The organism is Streptomyces sp. NPDC059989 (assembly GCF_042736975.1).
Lineage (GTDB): Bacteria > Actinomycetota > Actinomycetes > Streptomycetales > Streptomycetaceae > Streptomyces.
Map to the genome: position 1 here is coordinate 114,376 of NZ_JBHWUO010000006.1, position 18,603 is coordinate 132,978.

At 73.6% G+C, this 18,603-nt stretch carries 11 protein-coding genes; 3 read left to right on the plus strand and 8 right to left on the minus strand.

Going from position 1 to position 18,603, the window contains the following annotated elements; genetic code table 11:
- Positions 1-156: 156 nt before the first annotated feature.
- Both ACFWBN_RS07690 and ACFWBN_RS07695 read right to left on the minus strand, forming a co-directional pair.
- Complete coding sequence (locus ACFWBN_RS07690) at positions 157-2,952, minus strand: SpoIIE family protein phosphatase (protein ID WP_385172130.1); 2,796 nt, start codon at positions 2,950-2,952, stop codon at positions 157-159.
- A 142-nt stretch (positions 2,953-3,094) separates the two neighbouring features.
- Positions 3,095-4,243: a glycerate kinase gene (locus tag ACFWBN_RS07695; protein WP_385172132.1), complete on the minus strand. Its 1,149-nt coding sequence runs from the start codon at positions 4,241-4,243 to the stop codon at positions 3,095-3,097.
- 143 nt (positions 4,244-4,386) lie between these two features.
- Here ACFWBN_RS07695 and ACFWBN_RS07700 point away from each other — a divergent pair, with 143 nt between their 5' ends.
- Positions 4,387-6,126: a BCCT family transporter gene (locus ACFWBN_RS07700; protein ID WP_385172135.1), complete on the plus strand. Its 1,740-nt coding sequence runs from the start codon at positions 4,387-4,389 to the stop codon at positions 6,124-6,126.
- A 66-nt stretch (positions 6,127-6,192) separates the two neighbouring features.
- Here the strand turns inward: ACFWBN_RS07700 and ACFWBN_RS07705 are convergent, their stop codons facing one another.
- A complete protein-coding gene (locus tag ACFWBN_RS07705; RefSeq protein ID WP_385172138.1) occupies positions 6,193-8,601 on the minus strand; it encodes a hypothetical protein in 2,409 nt (802 codons plus the stop codon).
- Positions 8,602-8,667: 66 nt separating this feature from the next.
- The gene (locus tag ACFWBN_RS07710; RefSeq protein ID WP_385172140.1) at positions 8,668-9,687 is read right to left on the minus strand and encodes a glycosyltransferase family 2 protein; all 1,020 of its coding nucleotides are present in this window, start codon (positions 9,685-9,687) and stop codon (positions 8,668-8,670) included.
- A 273-nt stretch (positions 9,688-9,960) separates the two neighbouring features.
- Between ACFWBN_RS07710 and ACFWBN_RS07715 the strand changes: the two genes are divergently transcribed.
- Together ACFWBN_RS07715 and ACFWBN_RS07720 are read left to right on the plus strand one after the other, a co-directional pair.
- Complete coding sequence (locus tag ACFWBN_RS07715; protein WP_385172143.1) at positions 9,961-10,461, plus strand: NUDIX domain-containing protein; 501 nt, start codon at positions 9,961-9,963, stop codon at positions 10,459-10,461.
- Positions 10,462-10,496: 35 nt separating this feature from the next.
- Positions 10,497-10,925: a hypothetical protein gene (locus ACFWBN_RS07720; RefSeq protein WP_385172145.1), complete on the plus strand. Its 429-nt coding sequence runs from the start codon at positions 10,497-10,499 to the stop codon at positions 10,923-10,925.
- Positions 10,926-10,944: 19 nt separating this feature from the next.
- Here ACFWBN_RS07720 and ACFWBN_RS07725 read toward each other — a convergent pair whose 3' ends face one another.
- The 4 genes from ACFWBN_RS07725 to ACFWBN_RS07740 form a co-directional block, all read right to left on the minus strand.
- A complete protein-coding gene (locus tag ACFWBN_RS07725) occupies positions 10,945-11,460 on the minus strand; it encodes a methylated-DNA--[protein]-cysteine S-methyltransferase (protein WP_385172148.1) in 516 nt (171 codons plus the stop codon).
- 12 nt (positions 11,461-11,472) lie between these two features.
- Positions 11,473-12,957, minus strand: coding sequence for an AlkA N-terminal domain-containing protein (locus ACFWBN_RS07730; protein WP_385172151.1), 1,485 nt, complete (start codon positions 12,955-12,957; stop codon positions 11,473-11,475).
- Positions 12,958-13,179: 222 nt separating this feature from the next.
- A complete protein-coding gene (locus ACFWBN_RS07735; RefSeq protein ID WP_385172154.1) occupies positions 13,180-15,240 on the minus strand; it encodes a SpoIIE family protein phosphatase in 2,061 nt (686 codons plus the stop codon).
- Positions 15,241-15,309: 69 nt separating this feature from the next.
- The gene (locus tag ACFWBN_RS07740; RefSeq protein WP_385172158.1) at positions 15,310-18,558 is read right to left on the minus strand and encodes a DUF3376 domain-containing protein; all 3,249 of its coding nucleotides are present in this window, start codon (positions 18,556-18,558) and stop codon (positions 15,310-15,312) included.
- Between the last annotated feature and the right edge of the window lie 45 nt (positions 18,559-18,603).

Consider the following 18,603-nt stretch of genomic DNA (forward strand, 5'->3'; position numbering starts at 1 on the left):
CGCCACGCGCGGCTCAAAGATTCGGGGCTCCGCCCCGGACCCTCCCCCAGACTCCGTCCGGGGGGAGGGGCTGGGGCGGAGCCCCAGGACGCCGGCCCGCAGGCGAAGGACAGCCCAGCCCACCCGGATCCGCCACCCCCAGCCGGGAGGCGAAGGTCACCAGGCCAGGTCCTCCAGCTCGTCCAGGTCCAGCGGCGCCGGCGCCGGCGGTTCCGCGCCGCCGGTCAGCGGCAGCTCGGCCCAGATGACCTTGCCGCGCTCCGTGTAGCGGGTGCCCCAGCGCTCGGCGTACTGCGCGACGAGGAACAGCCCGCGCCCGCCCTCGTCGGTGGTGGCCGCGTACCGCAGGTGCGGGGCGGTGCTGCTGCCGTCGGAGACCTCGCAGATCAGGCTGCGGTCGCGCAGCAGCCGTACGCGGACGGGCGCGCTACCGTACCGGATGGCGTTGGTGATCAGCTCGCTGAGGATGAGCTCGGTGGTGAAGGAGATGTCCTCCAGACCCCAGGCCGTGAGCTGCGCGGCCCCGGCGTTGCGGACCCGCGAGACGGCCGACGGGTCGCCGGGCACCTCCCACTCCGCGATCCGGTCGTGGTCCAGCAGCCGGGTGTCGGCGATCAGCAGGGCGATGTCGTCGCTCTGCACCGGGTACAGCATCGCGGAGAGCACGTCCGAGCAGGCCTGGTCCGGGCTGCGGCCGGGCCGCGACAGGGTCTCGGCGAGCAGGGTCAGGCCGGAGTCGAAGTCCCGGTGGCGGTCCTCCACGAGGCCGTCGGTGAACAGCACGAGCCGGCTCCCCTCGGGCAGCTGGAGCTCGGTGGCCTCGAAGGGCATGCCGCCCACGCCCAGCGGCAGCCCGGCCGGCATCTCGGGGAACTCCACCACCCCGTCGGAGCTGACCAGCGCGGGGCCGGGGTGCCCGGCGCTGGCGATCACGCACCGCCCGGAGACCGGGTCGTAGACCGCGTACAGGCAGGTGGCGCCGGTGATCCCGGCGGATTCGCCCACCCCGTCCGCGGCGCCCTCCTCGGTGTCACCGCCGCCGCTGCCGGTCTCGTCCTGGTCGATCCGGTTGATCAGCTCGTCCAGGTGCCCGAGCAGCTCGTCCGGCGGCAGGTCCAGGGTCGAGAAGTTGTGCACGGCGGTCCGCAGCCGCCCCATCGTGGCCGCGGCGTGCACCCCGTGCCCGACGACGTCGCCGACGACCAGCGCCACCCGCGCGCCCGGCAGCGCGATCACGTCGAACCAGTCCCCGCCCACCCCCGCCTTCGCCGGCAGGTAGCGGAAGGCGACCTCCACGGCGGTCTGGTCGGGCAGCACCCGCGGCAGCAGGCTGCGCTGGAGGGTCACGGCCGTCGCGTGCTCGCGGGTGAAGCGGCGGGCGTTGTCGATGGAGACCGCCGCGCGCGCCCCCAGCTCCTCCGCGAAGGACAGGTCCTCCTCGTCGAAGGACTCGGGGGTGTCGGCGGCCCGCCAGAAGTTGGCCATGCCCAGGACCACGCCCCGGGCCTGGAGCGGTACGGAGATCAGCGAGTGCAGCCCGTAGTCGAGGGCGACCCGGGTCCCGTCGGCGTCCTGGGCCCGCCAGCCCATCGCGGCGTTCAGATCGGACGCGAGCACCCCGTGCCCCGCGTCCAGGGCCGCCGCCATCGGCGCCGTGGGCACCTCGAACCGGATGGTGTCGCCGACCGGCTGGAGCGGCTGGTCGGTGCGGACCCCCGTCATGGCCGCCCGCCGCATCTCGCTGTACACGCCGAGCCCCGCCGAGGGCTCGTCGCCGCGCAGCACCGGCTCCAGCAGCTCCACGGTGACGAAGTCCGCGAAGCGCGGTACGGCGACCTCCGACAGCTCCTCGGCGGTGCGGACCACGTCCAGGGTCGTCCCGATCCGCACGCCCGCCTCGTAGAGCATCTGGAGCCGTTCGCGGGCCACATCGGCCCGGCCGGAGAGCGCGGCGAGCTCGGTGGTGTCGCGCAGGGTCATGACGGTGCCCGAGGGCTGGCCCGCGTACGGCTTGGTGGGGCGGACGTTGACCGCGAGCAGCCGGTCGCCCGCCAGGTGCACCTCGTCCGTCGCGACCCGGCCCGAGGCGAGCAGCTCGGCGGTGCGCGGGTCGAGGCCGAGATCGGCGACGTGCCGCTGTTCGGCGTCGGCCGGCAGGTCGAGCAGCCGGCGGGCCTCGTCGTTGGCGAGCACGAGCCGCCGGTCGGCGCCGATGATGAGCACGCCCTCGCGCACGGCGTGCAGGACGGCCTCGTGGTGTTCGTTCATCCGGGTCATCTCGGCGACGCCCCAGCCGTGGGTCTGGCGCCGCAGCCGCTTGCTGACCAGGGCCGCGCCGCCCGTGCCGAGCAGCAGGGCGCCGCCGGCGGCGCCGAGGAGCAGCGGGAGCTGGTCCCCGACCGCGTCGGCGACGTTGACCACTTCGATGCCGGTGCCGACCAGGCCGACGATGGCGCCGCCGGCGTCCCGTACGGGCACGACGGCCCGCACCGCGTCGCTCGGCTCGCCCCGGAAGCTCTCGGTGAACGACTCCCCGGCGAGGGCGCGGGCCAGGTCGCCGGTGGCCCGCTGACCGATCAGCTCGGGCCGCGAGTCGGTGTACCGGATCCCGTCGCGGCTCATCACGGCGATGAAGTCGACGCCCGAGGCCTCCCGGGCGGCATCGGCCAGCGGCTGGAGCTCGGCGGTCGGGTCCGGCGACTTCAGCGCCGCCGGGAGGCCGGGGGCGTGCGCGAAGGCCTCGGCGGCCGCCAGCGAGCGGTGGCGCGCGTCGCGCTCACCGTCGTAGCGGGCCTGGACCACCAGGGCCACCGCGGCGGCCGTGATCAGCAGCAGCACGATCACCGCCTGGAGGGCGAAGACCTGACCGGCGACACTGTGCAGCCCCCGGGAAAGGCGCGCGCGCAAGCGCGGGCCCCATCCGGTCGGCTGACGACCAAATCGTCCGGTCATGAGCCATTTCTAACACTGTCCAGGTGGTTTGGGAGTGGCTGCCGGGGCGGTGGCAGCCACACGCCGCGTGCGGGGAGCGGGAACGGGAGAGGCCCGGTGCCCCCGAGCGGGGGGTACCGGGCCTCAGGGTGCCTGGGTCAGGTCAGAGGACGTCGGCGGCGATGGTGGCCGCGACCCGCTCCAGCAGGGGACCCGCGTTCGGGATGGACTTGGCCGGGTCGGGCTCCAGGTCCGTGAGCGGGTACGCCTTGCGGATGCCGGCCGCCTCCAGGGCCTCCTGGGTCAGCAGCAGGCGGCCGCAGACCGCCACCACCGGCTTGCCCGCGGCGCGCGCGGCAGCCGCGACACCCGCCGGGGCCTTGCCGTGCAGCGTCTGCTCGTCCAGCGAGCCCTCACCGGTGATGACCAGCGTGGCCCGCTCCAGCGCCGGCGCGAAGCCCAGCACCTCCAGCATCAGCTCGATGCCGGGACGGAACGTCGCGCCGAGGAGCAGCGCCCCGTAGCCGATGCCGCCCGCGCCGCCCGCACCCGGCAGCACCGCGCACTCGGCGGCCTTCGGGCCGATCGACTTCTCCAGCACCACCGCGAAGTGCGCCAGTGCGGCGTCCAGCGTCGCCACGTCCTGCGGCGACGCCCCCTTCTGCGGGCCGTAGACCGCCGGAGCGCCCTTCGGGCCCGTCAGCGGGTTGTCCACGTCGCTCGCCAGGACGAACTCCACGTCCGCGAAGCGCGGGTCGATCCCGGACAGGTCCGCCGAGGCCAGGGACGCCAGCGCGCCGCCGCCCGGACCGACCGGTTCGCCGTTCGCATCCAGGAACACCGCGCCCAGCGCCGCCAGCATGCCCGCGCCGCCGTCCGTGGTGGCGCTGCCGCCCACGCCGAAGACGATCGAGCGCGCGCCCGCGTCCAGCGCGGCCTTCAGCAGCTCGCCCGAGCCGTACGTGGTGGCCGTCAGCGCGGCGAAGGTGCCCGCCGGCAGCAGCTGGAGCCCGGAGGCCTCCGCCATCTCGACCACGGCGGTGCCGTCGCGCAGGGCGAAAGCGGCCGTGACCTGGTCGCCGAGGGGTCCGGTGACCCGTACCTCCCGGCGTTCGAAACCGGCCGCCACAGCGGCCGCGACCGTGCCGTCGCCGCCGTCCGCGACGGGGAGGGTCTCGATCTCCACGCCCGGTACGGCCTTGCGAAGGCCGGCCGTCACCCGCTCCGCGACCTGAACGGCCGTGAGCGAGCCCTTGAATTTGTCCGCGGCGATGAGCACGCGCGCGGTCTCAGTTACTGCTCCGTCCGTCACCTTGCTAATCCCTTGCTATCGAACAGTGCAGTCGCGCCACCCTGAGCCTATCCGGAGGATCCTCCTATGCCCATGCGTGGCCTGGGACACACCCGGCGCGCCATGCCCCTAAATACGGATATACGCCCTCATAGTGTGGCCACATGATCACGGATTCACTGGAACAGCCACGTCCGGATTCCCCAGGCGGGGCCACCGACGATCCCGCGGGCGGCGCGCACGACGGCACGCCCGACCGCACCGTCGTCACCGTGGGCGTGATCGCCGTGCTGGCCGTCGTCGCCTGGGCCGCCCTGGCCAAGGGCTCCTTCGACACCGCGTCGAGCACCGCGCTCGCCTGGGTGCTGGACAACTTCGCGTGGCTGTTCGTGATCGCCGCCGACCTCTTCCTCGTGATGTGCGTCGTCCTCGCCATCAGCCGGTTCGGCCGGATCCGCCTCGGCGCCGACGACTCCGAGCCCGAGTTCACCAATCTCGCGTGGATCGCGATGATGTTCAGCGCCGGCATGGGCATCGGCCTGATGTTCTACGGGGTGGGAGAGCCGCTCACCCACTACCTGAACCCGCCCCCCGCCTCCGGGGCCGCCCCCGCCACGGGCGGCGCGGCCCTCGCGGCCATGGAGTACTCCTTCTTCCACTGGACCCTCACCCCCTGGGCCATCTACGGCATCGCCGGCCTCGCCCTCGCCTACGCGACCTTCCGCAAGGGCCGCGGCAACCGCCTCAGCTCCGCCTTCGTCCCCCTGATGGGCGAGGAGCGGGCCAACGGGTGGGCGGGCAAGGCCATCGACCTGCTCGCCGTCTTCGCCACCGTCTTCGGCACCGCGACCAGCCTCGGGCTCGGCGCGCTCCAGGTGTCCAAGGGGCTCAACCTCACCACCGGCGTGGAGGACTCCACCACCGTCGAGCTGATCATCATCGGCTCGCTCTCGGCGGCGTTCGTGCTCTCCGCCTTCTCCGGCCTGCACAAGGGCGTGAAGTGGCTGAGCACCATCAACATCGTGCTCGCCGCCACCCTGATGCTGTTCGTCTTCCTGCTCGGCCCCACCGTCTACGTCCTGGACGTGATCCCCTCCAGTGTCGGCGGCTACCTGCACGAGCTGCTGCCCATGGCCAGCCGCACCGGGGCCTTCACCGACTCCGCCTGGCTCGGCGCGTGGACGATCTTCTACTGGGCGTGGTGGCTCTCCTGGGCCCCCTTCGTCGGCACCTTCATCGCCCGCATCTCGCGCGGCCGCACCATCCGCGAGTTCCTCGTCGGCGTCCTGCTCGTCCCCAGCGGGGCCACCGTCGTCTGGTTCTGCGTCATGGGCGGCACGGCCATCCGCCTCGACTCCACCGGCGCCGTGGACTTCGCCGCCAAGATCAAGGACGGCACCGAGGCCTCGCTCTTCGCGATGCTGGACGCGCTGCCGCTGGGCACCCTCACCTCGTGGGTCGCCATGGCCCTGGTCATGACCTACTTCGTCACCAGCGCCGACTCGGCCTCCCTGGTGATGGGCTCGCTCACCAGCCGCGGCTCGCTCCACCCGCCGACCTGGCTGGTCGTCACCTGGGGCGTGCTGATGGCCGCCGTCGCCGCCGTCCTGCTCGTCGCGGGCGGCCTGAAGTCCCTGCAGACCGCCACCATCCTGGTCGCGCTGCCGTTCGTCATCGTCATGCTGGTGCTCTGCTGGGCCCTGGTGAAGGAGCTCCGGGAGGACCCCGGCGCCGGGCCCGCCCGCCACCACGCGCTGCACGGGATGCGCGACGCGGTCCGGGCCATGGTCGGCGACGCCATCACCGAGCAGGCGCCGGCCCGGCACCCCAGGCTCAGGCGCGTCGCCGAGTCCAGGGCCCGCGACCGCGAGGACGGCGCGGGCCCGGGGTCCCCGGAGGCGTGAGCACACCCCTCGGGGACCCCGGGCCCGGGGTCCTGCAGGTCGGGAGGGGCGCGCGGCCCCGCCGGGTCAGGACAGCTCGTACACCGCCGTCGTGCCGCTGTCGTAGACCTTCTTCGCGAGCCCGCCCAGGAGCGGCGACTCGGCGCCCGACGGGCGGTGCGCCACCACGTAGCGGACGTGGTACTCGTCGTGGAGCCGGCTCAGGATCGCGGCCGTCGGACGGTAGACGGCGTCCTCGTTGAGCCGGAACAGGTCCTGGTCCCAGAAGGGGCCGTAATAGGCCGTGCCGCCGCCGGACAGGGCGATGGCCTTCGGCGCGTACGCCCAGCCCTCGATCAGCACCGACCGCTCCGAGTAGGCGCTGAGCCACCACGAGCGGTTGTTGTCGCACCGCGCGCCGGTGGCGTCGGGGTCCTCACGCTCCTGCCAGCAGTGGCTGTTGGTGGCCAGCACGTCGGACGGCTCGCTGTGCTCGCGGATCCAGCGCGCCGCCTGCACCTGCGAGCCGGGCAGCACCCAGGAGTACGACCACAGGGATTCCCGGGACTGCAGGACGTCGTGGAAGAGGCCCGGGGTGCCCGCCGTGAGGGCGGCGGTCAGCAGCACGATCCCGCCGCGGCCGCGCAGCGCCGGCCACACCCGTCCGCCGAGCCGCCACAGGACCGCGCCGGTGAGCGCGGCCAGGGCCAGCGCGGCGGCCGCGGCGAGGGCGGGCAGCAGCACGGAGTAGGAGGTGCCGGTGGACTGGTCCCCGGCGAGCCGGGTGACGTACGCCGACCAGCGGTCGGAGTAGCGGTGGATCGCGAAGGTGAGCAGGGCCGAGAAGGCGAGCGCGCCGACGGCGAGCGCGGCCTTGCCCCGCGCGGGGAGCGCGGCGCGTTCGAACGTCTCGCAGAAGCCCCAGGCCGAGAGCACGGCCCCGAAGGGCATCGCGGCGAGGGTGAAGTAGCTGGAGTTGAAGCCGTTGACGACCAGGTAGGCGCAGGGGCCGGCCACGGCGGCACCGAGCAGGAACCACTGGACCGGTTCCAGCCGGAACCGCCGGCGTGCGATCAGCGGGATCATGCCGAGGAGCTTCAGCTGGTGGTTCAGCACGAAGGCGACCAGGGTGGCCACGACCACCAGGGCCTGGAACGCCGGCGAGCGCAGGTGCCCCGGGTCGGCCCAGTACTGCTTGACGTTGCCGAACGGGATGATTTCGAGGCCGTAGCTCTCGAAGTGGAATATGACGGCCGTCGCGAAGAGCTGGGCGCCCCCGATGACCGCGCCCAGCGCGACCACGTTCCACGGCACGCGGCGGGTGGAGACCAGCAGGACGAGGCCGGCCAGGGCGAGTCCGGCGAGCGTGACGGGCAGCGTGCTCGCCTTGGCCGCGCCGGAGGCCAGCGCGAAGAGCGCGACGAGGACGTACACCCCGCGGCCGAACCCGGGAGCGGCGTCGTCGCTCCGCGCTTCCCCGCCGTCCCGGCGGCTCCTGCGCAGCGCGTCACCGATGACCCCCATCAACGCGATGAGCAGCGGATAGCTGTACGTCAGGGAGAGGCTCGCCCAGGACATCAGGCGGACGGCGTGCGCACCGAAGGTCCAGGTGCTGACGGGGTTTGGGTAGACGGCGGTGAACTCGGCCACCGCGAAGACGAGCAGCGCGGCGAGCGGGCCGGCCCAGACCCGCCCGGTGATGCGCCGGGCCACCACGGCGGTGATCACCAGGCCGAGCGCGGTCAGCGCCGGGACCATGAGCCTGGACTCGACCACCGCGAGGTCGATGTGCCCGACCATGTCGGTCATCGCCATGTGGGCGAAGGTGAACCAGTGGTAGTACAGGGGCTCGCCGGCGGCCTGCGGGACGGTCAGCGGGACGTTGTGCTTCGCGTTCGCGGCGAGCGACAGCAGGTACGGCAGGTCGTTGGAGACCCGGCTGCCCTCCTGGTCCGGCAGCACCGGATACAGGGACAGGCAGACCTGGTGGAGGTAGACGGCGCTGAGCATCACCGTCCCGGAGAGCGACCAGGACCAGGCGAGGGAGGGGCGGGAGGAGACGCGCGGACGCCAGTGGCGCCGCAGGCGCGGCACGGCCGCGAAGGGGACCACCACGGCGAGCGGCCACGCCGGGGCGAACGACTGGGCGCCGGCCTTGACGAGGACCGCCCAGGCGACCAGTTCCAGGACGAGGCCGGTGACCGCTCCGAACGCCAGGTCCTCCACCAGGGAGTGCGGCCGCCGGCGAAGGGCCCGGAACACCAGGGTGCCGGGGAGCGCGACGCCCCAGAGCGCGTAGAAGGTGTACCGCGCGACGTCGCCGACCGGGGTGTCCGAGGCCAGCAGCACCGAGACCAGGAGGAGGTAGGCGGCGACCGCCGGCAGGAACCGCCAGAACGCGTGCGGTCCCGGCCGGTCGGACGCGCGCGACGGGGACGAGCCGGCCAGCGGCCGCGCCCCGGAGTCGGTCCGCTCGGGCGCGGCGCTGTCAGTCATACCCATACGTCTTGTTTCGTCTCTCCGCTGTGGTGCGTAGGGCCGCCCCGTCCGGGGCGGCCCGGATCAGGCCGCGTACTCGGAGACCTGCTTCTCGCGGTCCTCGGCCGCACCGTCCTCGGCGGAGTCGTAGCCGACGAAGTAGGCGGGGCGGGCCTGGACGGCGGAGTAGATCCGTCCTATGTACTCGCCGAGGAGGCCGACGCAGACGAGCTGGACGCCGCCGAGGAAGACCATGCCGATGAACAGCGAGGCCCAGCCGGGGACGGTCGCGCCGAGGGCGTACTGGATGGTGGTGTAGATCGCCAGGCCGAAGCAGATCACGAAGCTCGTGAGGCCGAGCCAGGTGGCGAGCCGCAGCGGGCTGGCGGAGAAGTTGGTGATGCTGTCGAGGGCGAGGCGGATCATCTTGGACAGCGGGTAGTGGGTGCTGCCGGCGACCCGCTCCTCGCGGACGTAGACGACCTCGCCGCTGCTGAAGCCGAGCCACGGCACGAGCAGCCGGTAGACCGGCTGGTGCTCGGGCAGGGACTTGAGCGCGTCGACGGCGGCCCGGCTGAGGAGGCGGAAGTCGCCGGCCTGGTTGGGCATGTTCTTGCCGACGAGCTTGCGCATCAGCCAGTAGTAGGCGCCGGCTGTGCGCCGCTTGAAGAAGGTGTCGGTGCCGCGGTCGCCGCGTACGCCGTAGACGATGTCGAGGTCCTTGTCGCGGGCCAGCTCGTACATCTCGACGATCTTCTCCGGGGGGTCCTGGAGGTCGGCGTCGATGCTGACGACGTACTGGCCGAGGGCGCGGTGGATGCCCGCGGTCAGTGCGGCCTGGTGTCCGGAGTTGCGGGCGAAGCGCACGATGCGCAGCTCGGGCCAGTCCTGGCGGATCTTCTGCATGATCACCGGGGTGGCGTCCGTGGAGCCGTCGTCGATGCCGACGACCTCGTAGCTGACCCCCATGCCGTCCAGGATCGGGCGCAGGCGTGCCACGGTCAGCGGCAGGGCCTCCTGCTCGTTGTAGATCGGAATGACGACCGACAGCACGGGGACCGGCCTGTCGGCCTCTTCGCGTGCCGGGGCTGCTGCGTTGTGCATAGCGGGGCTTGTCTTCAATCTCCGAGAGCGGAAGACCGCCGGCGGTGCCCGACGATCTGACCTGCCGAGCGCGGGCCGTGAGCGGAACGCCGGGCCGAAATGTCCGCGGCGCACCGGCTACCGGAGCCCTCGGCGCCACAGGGCGGAAGTGCGTGACCCGGGCGAGCGGTAACAATATCATCCGAAAAACAATCATCTTTTGGCGGTCCCCGGTGGGGAAACGGGCCGATTTCCCCGCGCCTTCCGGCCCCGGCGCCTCGGTAGGGTGGCCGGGTGACCACCACGGATGACTACGCCACGTACATCGCGAGCCTGCCCCGGGTGCTGGCCGGCGCGGCCGCCCTCTACCGCGACGCCGAGGGCCGGGTCCTGCTCGTCGAGCCCAACTACCGCGAGGGCTGGGCCCTGCCGGGCGGCACGATCGAGTCGGACCGGAACGAGTCGCCGCGTACGGCCGCCCGCCGCGAGAGCGCCGAGGAGATCGGCATCGACGTACCGCTCGGCCGGCTCCTCGCCGTCGACTGGAGCGTCGACGCCGGCCGCCCGCCGCTCGCCGCGTACCTCTACGACGGCGGGGTGCTGGACGCCGAACAGCTCGCCTCCGTCAAGCTCCAGGAGGAGGAGCTGATCTCCTGGCGGCTGGTCGAGCCCGCCGAACTCACCGCGTACCTCCCCGGATCGCTCGGGCGCCGCACCGAAGAGGCCTACCGGGTCCTCCAGTCGGGCGAGGGCACCGTGGAGCTGGAGAACGGCCGGCGCCCGGCCTCCTCGTAACACCGGGCTTACTGCGAGCAGGACAGAATCAGCTGATGATCACGATGTACGCCTGGCCCAGCACCGCCGACGGGCCCGACGCCCTGCCCATGGTCCACTTCACCACCGATGAGCAGGCCGGAGGTGAAGTCACCCCCGAGGGAATGCCCGTCTGGCTGTTCGACACCGCGATCCGCGAGGGCGGCTGGGCCCAGTTCACCGATTTCGACGGCTGGTCCGTGCCCGCCACCGAGTGGCAGGCCTTCTACCGCCGCGAGGACGACCTCCTCGCCGTCAGCGGCCCCGGCTCCTGCGAAGGCTGGTACCAGGGCAACCTCGGCGCCGACGCCGACTGGGTGGCGGCCGCCGCCACCCAGCAGAGCGTGGTCCTGCTCGCCGCCCCCGTCCAGCACCCCTCGCTCTACGGCTACGCCGTCGAGGCGGGCGCCGCCTTCGCACTCCTCGTCCCCCTGATGGTCGTCTAGGCGGAGCGGGATCCGGGCCCTAGAACAGCTCCCCGGCCGTCGCGGCGGGCCGGCCCGACTCGAACTCCAGCAGCCGCACCTTGCGGTCGAGGCCGCCGCCGTAGCCGGTCATGCCGCCCGAGGCCCCGATCACCCGGTGGCAGGGCACGATGATCCCGATCGGGTTCTTCCCGTTGGCCAGGCCCACCGCACGCGAGGCGTTCGGCTTGCCGAGCTCGGCCGCGAGCTGCCCGTAGGACCAGGTCTCGCCGTAGGGGATCCGTACCAGCTGGTCCCACACGCTGCGCTGGAAGTCGGTGCCCTCCAGCCGGAGCGGGAGGTCGAAGTCGGTGAGCTCCCCGGCGAAGTACGCGGTCAGCTGCCGGGTCACCGCCGGGAACGGCTCCTCAGTGTGCGCGACCCGCTCCCCGAAGGACTCCTCGGCCGGGCGGTGGCGCTGCCCGGTCATGTAGAGGCCGCTGAGGACGCCGTCCGTGGACACCAGCGTGAGCGGTCCGTAGGGGCTGTCGACGATGGTGTGCTGCTTGGTGCTCATGAGTGCTGCTCCTCAGACGGGCAGGTGGTTGATGGCGTGGTCCTCGGTGGCCCACAGGTACTGCACGGCGTACGCGCGCCAGGGCCGCCAGCCGGCCGCGCGGGCGGTCAGCGCGGCGGGGCCGGACGGCAGTCCCAACCCCTGGGCGGACCGCCGTACGCCCAGGTCGGACGGGAGGAACGCGTCGGGGTCGCCGAGCGCCCGCATCGCGATGATCTCGGTGGTCCACGGGCCGAAGCCCGGCAGCGCCGAGAGCTGCGCGCGCGCCGCCTCCCAGTCGCTGTCGATGCCGAGCGGCAGCGAACCGTCGGCGAGGGCCGAGACCAGGGTGGTGAGCGTGGCGCGCCGGCTGCGCGGCAGGGCCAGCGACTCGGGGTCCAGGCCGGCCAGCGCCTGCGGGGAGGGGAAGAGGTGGGTCAGCCCGCCCAGCGGGTCCTCGACGCGCTCCCCGTACGCGGTGACCAGGCGGGCCGCGTGCGTGCGCGCCGCCGCCGTGGACACCTGCTGGCCGAGGACCGCCCGTACGGCGAACTCCTGCGCGTCGACCGTACGGGGAACCCGGCGGCCGGGGGCCTTGTCCACCAGGGGCGCCAGCAGCGGGTCGGAGCGCAGCTGCTCGTCCACGGCCTCGGGGTCGGCGTCCAGGTCGAGCATCCAGCGGCAGCGGCTGATGGCGATGGTGAGGTCGCGCAGGTCGGTCAGGGCGAGGCGGCAGCCGATGTGGTCGGGCTGCGGGGTGAGCGCGACGACGCCGGTGCCGTAGGGGAGGCGCAGGGTCCGGCGGTAGGCGCCGTCCCGCCACTCCTCGACGCCGGGGACGGCGGTCGCGGCGAGGTGCCCGAAGAGGTTGTCGGGGTTGAGGGGGGCCCGGAAGGGCAGCCGGAGACTGATCGTGCCGGGGATCCGGGGCAGGGCGTCCTTGCGGAGGCTGGCCCTGGCGGCACGCTCGCGCAGCTCGCTCGGCGACAGGGCGAACACCTCGCGGACGGTGTCGTTGAAGGTGCGGATGGAGGAGAACCCGGCGGCGAAGGCCACGTCGCCCATCGGGAGCTCGGAGGTCTCGATGAGCAGCCGGGCGGTCTGCGCGCGCTGGGCCCTGGCCAGGGCGAGCGGGCCGGCGCCGAGCTCGGCGTTGAGCTGCCGTTCCACCTGGCGGGTGGAGTACCCCAGGCGGGTGGCGAGCCCCGGGACCCCCTCCCGGTCCACGACCCCGTCCTGGATCAGCCGCATCGCGCGTGCGACGGCATCGGCGCGGGCGTTCCACTCGGGGGAGCCGGGGCTGGTGTCGGGCCGGCACCGCTTGCAGGCCCGGAACCCGGCCTGCTGGCAGGCGGCGGCGCTGGGCAGGAAGGTCATGTTCTCGACCTTGGGCGGCACGGCGGGGCAGCTGGGCCGGCAGTAGATCCGGGTGGTCAGGACGGCGGTGAAGAACCATCCGTCGAAGCGGGCGTCCTTCGACTGCACGGCTCTGACGCAGCGCTCGGTGTCGGTGTGCATGGCTCCAGGATCCGGGGTGGAGTCGCCTCCGGCTGGCGATTTTCCGACATCAAGGCTATCCCCTCGGGGCCTGCCCCCGCCTTCGCGGCCAGGCTCGCCGCCGCTGTCGGGGACCAGCCCCGGACCCTCCCCCGGACTTCATCCGGGGGACCCCCAGCGCCTCGAACGCCGGGGCTGGGAATGCCGTCGGCGGGGGCCGGTTTGCCGCCGGCGGGGCCCGGTTTACCTTGTGCGGGCCAGGAGGACAGCCACGTCGTCCTGGGGGGCGCAGGGGAGCAGGCTCTCCAGGATGCCGTCGCACAGGTCCTCCAGCGGCTGCTCCGCCCCGTGCAGCGCCTGCGCCAGCCGGTCCATGCCCTCGTCGAGGTCCCGGTCCCGGGCCTCGATGAGGCCGTCGGTGTAGAGCACGAGCAGGCTTCCCGGGGGCAGCGGCACCTCCTCGGTGCGGAAGTCCTGCCCACCGGTGCCGAGCGGGGTTCCGGGCGGGCCGTCGAGGAAGGTGATGGTGCCGTCGGCTCCGACCACGGCAGGGGGCGGGTGGCCGGCGCGGGCGATCATGCAGCCGCCCGATGCCGGGTCGTGGACGGCGTAGACGCAGGTGGCCATCTCGTCCTCGCCCAGGTCGGCCACCACCGCGTCGAGCGAGCGGAGCATCTGCGCCGGGGGCACGTCGTGGCGCGCGAGGGTCCGTACGGCCGTGCGCAGCTGTCCCATGACGGCCGCCGCGTGGATGCCGTGGCCCATGACGTCCCCGATGACCAGTCCGGTCCGGCCGCCGGGCAGCTGGATCACGTCGAACCAGTCCCCGCCGACGTCGTGGTCGCTGGCCGGCAGGTAGCGGCCGGTGAGTTCGAGGCCGGTGACCTCGGGCAGCGCGCTGTTGGTGAGGCTGCGCTGGAGGGTGAGGGCGGCCTGCCGCTGCCGGGTGTACATGCGGGCGTTGTCGATGTTGAGGGCGGCGCGGGCGACCAGCTCGTCGATGAGGACGCGGTCCTCCTCGTCGAAGGGCTCGCGGTCGCGGACCCGGGTGACGGCGACGGCGCCGAGTACGGTGCCGCGCGCGACCAGCGGGATCATGCGGGCGGAGCCCAGGGTGGCGAGATAGCCGCGCAGCGGCCCGGCGCGCGGGTCGGTGATCAGCGCCGGGACGTCGGAGGCGTACAGGTCCATGGGCCGGCCCTCGGCGATGACCTGTTCGTAGACCGAGCCGACGGGGATCTGGAAGGTCTGGCCGGCGACGAGTTTCGCGGTGGGGGCGGTCGGGTCCGGGAAGGAGGCCGCCAGCCGGCGCATGACCCCGCGGGTGGAGGCCGCGGGGACGGCGCCCTCGTCGGGGCCGAGGACCGCTTCGAGGAGCTGTACGTCGGCCGAGTCGGCGAGCTGCGGTACCAGGACGTCCACGATTTCCTGGGCGGTCTGCCGCAGGTCCAGGGTGGTGCCGATGCGGGTGCCCGCCTCCGCCAGCAGGGCGAACCGGTGGCGGGCCCGTTCGGCGTCGGCCTGGGCCTGCTGTCCCTCGGTGATGTCGATGAGGGAGGCGATCAGGCCGAGGCGGTGCCCGGAGCCGTCGAGCAGCGGGGCGTAGGAGCAGGACCAGGTCCGGTCGTGCTCGGGGTCGGCGGGGGTGCGTCCGGTGCGGCGGACGTCGACGACGGGCGTGCCCCGGTCGAGCACCCGCTGCATCATCGCCTCCAGCGCGGTGGCGTTGACCCCGGGCACCACCTCGGTGAGCCGTCGGCCGAGGTGTTCGGCGGCGGAGACCCCGTTCATCCGGGCCAGGGCGTCGTTGACCCGCAGGAAGCGCAGGTCGGGGCCGAGGGTGGCCAGGCCGATCGGGGACTGGGTGAAGAGGCTCTGGAGGGCGGCGAGGGAGTCCCGCATGTGGAGGACCTCGGAGGTCTCCACGGCGATGAGCATGGCTCCCGTACGTCCGTGCGGGTCGGCGGCGGGGACGATCCACATCTCCATCACGACGCGGTGGCCGTCGCGGTGGCGCACGGGCAGGGTGCCGACGACGGTCTCGCCCGCCTGGACGCGGCGGGTCAGCTGGTCGGCGAGCTCGTGGTTGGCCTCGGGGACGAGGACGGCGGTGCCGGGACGGCCGAGGATGTCCTCGGGGCGGTGCCCGAGCAGGTCCTGGGCGGCGAGCGACCACTCGACGATGCGGCCGTCGGCGTCCTCCCGCCACAGGGCGATCGGCAGCAGCTCGCTGAGCACGCCGGCGTAGCCGACAGCCGCCACCGGCGGATCCGGCACCTCGCTCGTCGACTGGTACGTGTCCAATGCACCGACCTCACCCCGGGGGGCCCGATATTTACCGATTCACCCTATCCGAGGCATCGGCACGGGGCTCTACGTCCGGCTCGGCCGCGGCTTCGGGTAGAGCCAGGGATGGACGGCGGTGACCACGAAGAGGACGGCGTACACGATGAGGGCGCCCCACCACCCGCCCGGCTCGGTGCGGCCGAACTGGATCAGCGCCGCCACGCCTCCGGCCAGCAGGGCGGCCAGGGTCGCGCGCCACCAGCGGTACGGGTCCGGGTCCGAGCCGACGTACAGGAGGGCTCCGGCGGCGAGCGCGAACGCGGCACCGACGACCAGCGTGGTGGGCCATCCGTGGACGGACGTCTCGTCCACGCCGCGCAGCCGCCACAGGGCCAACGGTGGAGCGGCGGCGAAGGCGAGGACCACCGGCCACCGCTCCCAGGGGTTCCTGAGCCTCGGCCACGCCCACGCGCCCAGTGCGAGGGAGGCGAGGACGGCGACGGGGACGTGGCCGGGCAGCGAGGACCACTGCCCGGTGCCGAAGGCCACACCGGTCCACATCAGGCCGGCCGCGCACAGCGCCGGGAGGGGTGCCAGCAGGGCCACCAGCGGAACCAGGCAGAACAGCGGCTTCACCAGCCCCAGCGGTGCCTGCACCAGCCGGGCCTTGAACTTCCCGGAGGGCTGGAGCGCCGGCCAGGCGAGGAGTCCGGTCCGCAGGGCCGCGCGGCGCGGATTGCGGGCCCGGACCAGCGAGCCGATCCTCTCGGCTCCGATCTCCCGGAAGCGCTCCATGGCCCGGTCCCTGTCTTCGGGCGAGCCCAGCGGCTCGGGGTCCGGGTCCGAGGCGTCCGGCGGGGTGTCGTCCAGGACGGCGATCAGCGGCAGTTCCTCGTCGAGGATCTCGCGCTGGCGCAGGGCGGTGAGTACGTCGCGGACCCGGTCCCAGCGCGGCACGCCGGACCGGTCCTTGTCCGCTAGGTCCTCCTCCCAGAGCTCCGCGAAGAGGGCGGGTGCGGGCACCACGGCGGCGATGTTCGCCGCCAGCTCCGCGTCGTCGGGCGCGTACGGCCGTCCGTCGGGGCCGGTCGCGAAGGCCGCGGCCAGACGTTCGTCCGTGGCGACCACGGACACCAGGGAGGCGGCCGCGTCGAGCCGGCCCCAGGTCCAGTCGCTCTGCCGCCAGCGGGCGCTGAGGAACGCGGCGAAGTTGGCGATCTGGTTGCCGCTGAGCTTGGCCGTGACGATGTCGCCGGAGGCGGCGGGGTCGATTCCCTTCAGCACGGTGCGCGTGGCCCAGCTCGTATTGGCGGCCGACATCGTGTGGAAGGAGATGTCGGAGGCCTCGGCCAGCGGGTCCGGCCGCAGCGGGCCGAGCAGCACCTCCGCGGCGGCCAGCGCGTCCCGCATGTCCGGTCCGTCGCCGAGGGCGGCCTCGTGGAGCGCCTGGTACCCGTCGACCACGGTGTCGCCCATCGCCAGGCCGAGGCGCCGGCCCAGGTCCCCCGCCCGCTCCCAGAGCTCGCGGTAGAGGCCGTCGGGCCACTGCCCGCGCCCGTCGTCGGCCTGACAGGAGTCCAGCGCGCCGTCGATGGCCGCGGCCAGGGAGGCCGACCAGCGCCGCCAGGCGCCCGGGCCCTCCCACGCCTGGGGAGTGGCCGGCATCAGGTCGCTCAGCCGGCCCACGGCCTCGAACATCGGCCCCGTGGCGCGCGCGGGCAACCGCCCGTCGGCCAGCGCCTTGCCGTACTCGCGGAGCAGCAGCCGGTCGCGCGCGGCGATGAGGGTGGCGATGGCGAAGCGGTACCCGAACAGCCGCTCCCGGCAGTCCGCCATCACCTGCGGGTCCACGGTCCCGGCGGCGGACTCGTAGGCCCGCAGCCAGTCCATGAGCAGCCGTACGGTACGGGCGAGGGCAAGCGGGGAGCGTCCCGGGAAGGGGAGCGGGCCGGCCACGTCCGGGAGCGCCAAGGTACCCGCGGCCGCGCGCAGTTGCGCGAAGAGGGAGACCGAGCCCTCTCCCCCGCCCTCGTCGAGCCGTTCGAGCGGTCCTGGTCCTGAGGGCAGGGGCAGGGGGTCGGGGCCGGCCACGTCGGCCGGGTCCTCCAGCAACCGGACGAGCCTCTTCGCCTCGGCCTCGCCGACGATCCGGCGGTAGGCGCCCATCCTGCCCTGCGCCGTGAACTCCAGCGCCGAGAGGTTCAGCGGAAGCACCCCGCTGACGCCGCGCGACTGCTGGGCCGCGGCCTCGGTGGCCCGCAGTTCGAGCGCGTCGTCGCGCAGGGATTCGGAACCGGCCTTCGCCGCCAGGGACTTCGCCGCCAGCCGCACGAGCCGGGTGACCCGCCTGGCGCCGCCCTTCTCCGGCTCGGCGGGGTTGGGCGGCACGGGCTGGAGGAACAGGAGCCAGCGGTCGGTCTTCCGGAGGGCGGGGGCCCCGGCGAGGGCGCGGACGGCCCAGGCCACCGGGATGTTGTCGAGCAGGCCGCCGTCGACGAGTTCCACGCAGCCGCCGAATTCCGGGTCCGGGTAGCCGGTCTCGCTGCTGACCCCGCGCATGTCCACGCGCGGGGGCTCGTCGCGCAGCGGCGGGTCGCCGCCGACGTACAGCCGGCCCGGTTCGAAGGCGCCCGGGAAGGAGGACGAGGTCCGGGCGGCGTAGGCCAGCCGGTCCAGGGCCAGCCGCTTGCCGTCGGCGCCGCAGGGGAAGTCGGTCAGGTTGTCCCGGTGGCGGAAGCGGAAGTAGGCGTTCGAGCGCCCGACCAGCAGCGGCCGGCCGCGCGTGGGCCGCACCCAGTCCGGCCGGGGCCGCAGCCGGGTCGCGGTGAGGATCAGCCGGAGGGAGCCGACGGGGCGGCTCGGCGGGTTCGGCGGGTCCGCGTCCGCGGATGGGATCAGGTCGTCGAGCGACTTGCGCAGTTCGGCGTAGAAGACCTCGTCGCCGTGCATCAGCGAATCGGGTACGTGCAAGGGCGTCGAGCGGCGCAGCAGCCCTTCGAGGTCCCCGAGGCGCAGCCACAGGTTGCGCACGCCGTTGCCGAAGGGCATCCCGTACACGAGGTGGCAGGCGAGCAGGGCCCCGTTGAGGCCGCCGGCGCTGGTGCCGGCGACGACGTCGATCTCGACGTCCTGGTACCCGCAGGATTCGAGCAGGGCCCGGTAGAAGGCCGGCTCCGGCTCCACGTCCGGGCCCGCCGCGGAAGGCGCGGACCGCCGCAGTGCCGCCGTCTCGCAGCAGGCTCCGCCCATCCAGACGGCCAGGCTCACCCCGCCCCGCATGGCGAGGGCCAGCCGTAGTTCCGAGCTGCGGGGCGCCCCCGTCCCGGTGGCGTTCATGCCTCCATCGTGACCCCGGGTCAGCGCTCACGCACCCTCAGGAGG

Excerpts from the sequence above, each read along its gene's own strand:
- ACFWBN_RS07690 (WP_385172130.1), bottom strand. The coding sequence starts at position 2,952 with ATGACCGGACGATTTGGTCGTCAGCCGACCGGATGGGGCCCGCGCTTG.
- ACFWBN_RS07700 (WP_385172135.1), top strand. The coding sequence starts at position 4,387 with ATGATCACGGATTCACTGGAACAGCCACGTCCGGATTCCCCAGGCGGG.
- ACFWBN_RS07705 (WP_385172138.1), bottom strand. The coding sequence starts at position 8,601 with ATGACTGACAGCGCCGCGCCCGAGCGGACCGACTCCGGGGCGCGGCCG.
- ACFWBN_RS07710 (WP_385172140.1), bottom strand. The coding sequence starts at position 9,687 with ATGCACAACGCAGCAGCCCCGGCACGCGAAGAGGCCGACAGGCCGGTC.
- ACFWBN_RS07720 (WP_385172145.1), top strand. The coding sequence starts at position 10,497 with ATGATCACGATGTACGCCTGGCCCAGCACCGCCGACGGGCCCGACGCC.
- ACFWBN_RS07725 (WP_385172148.1), bottom strand. The coding sequence starts at position 11,460 with ATGAGCACCAAGCAGCACACCATCGTCGACAGCCCCTACGGACCGCTC.
- ACFWBN_RS07730 (WP_385172151.1), bottom strand. The coding sequence starts at position 12,957 with ATGCACACCGACACCGAGCGCTGCGTCAGAGCCGTGCAGTCGAAGGAC.
- ACFWBN_RS07740 (WP_385172158.1), bottom strand. The coding sequence starts at position 18,558 with ATGAACGCCACCGGGACGGGGGCGCCCCGCAGCTCGGAACTACGGCTG.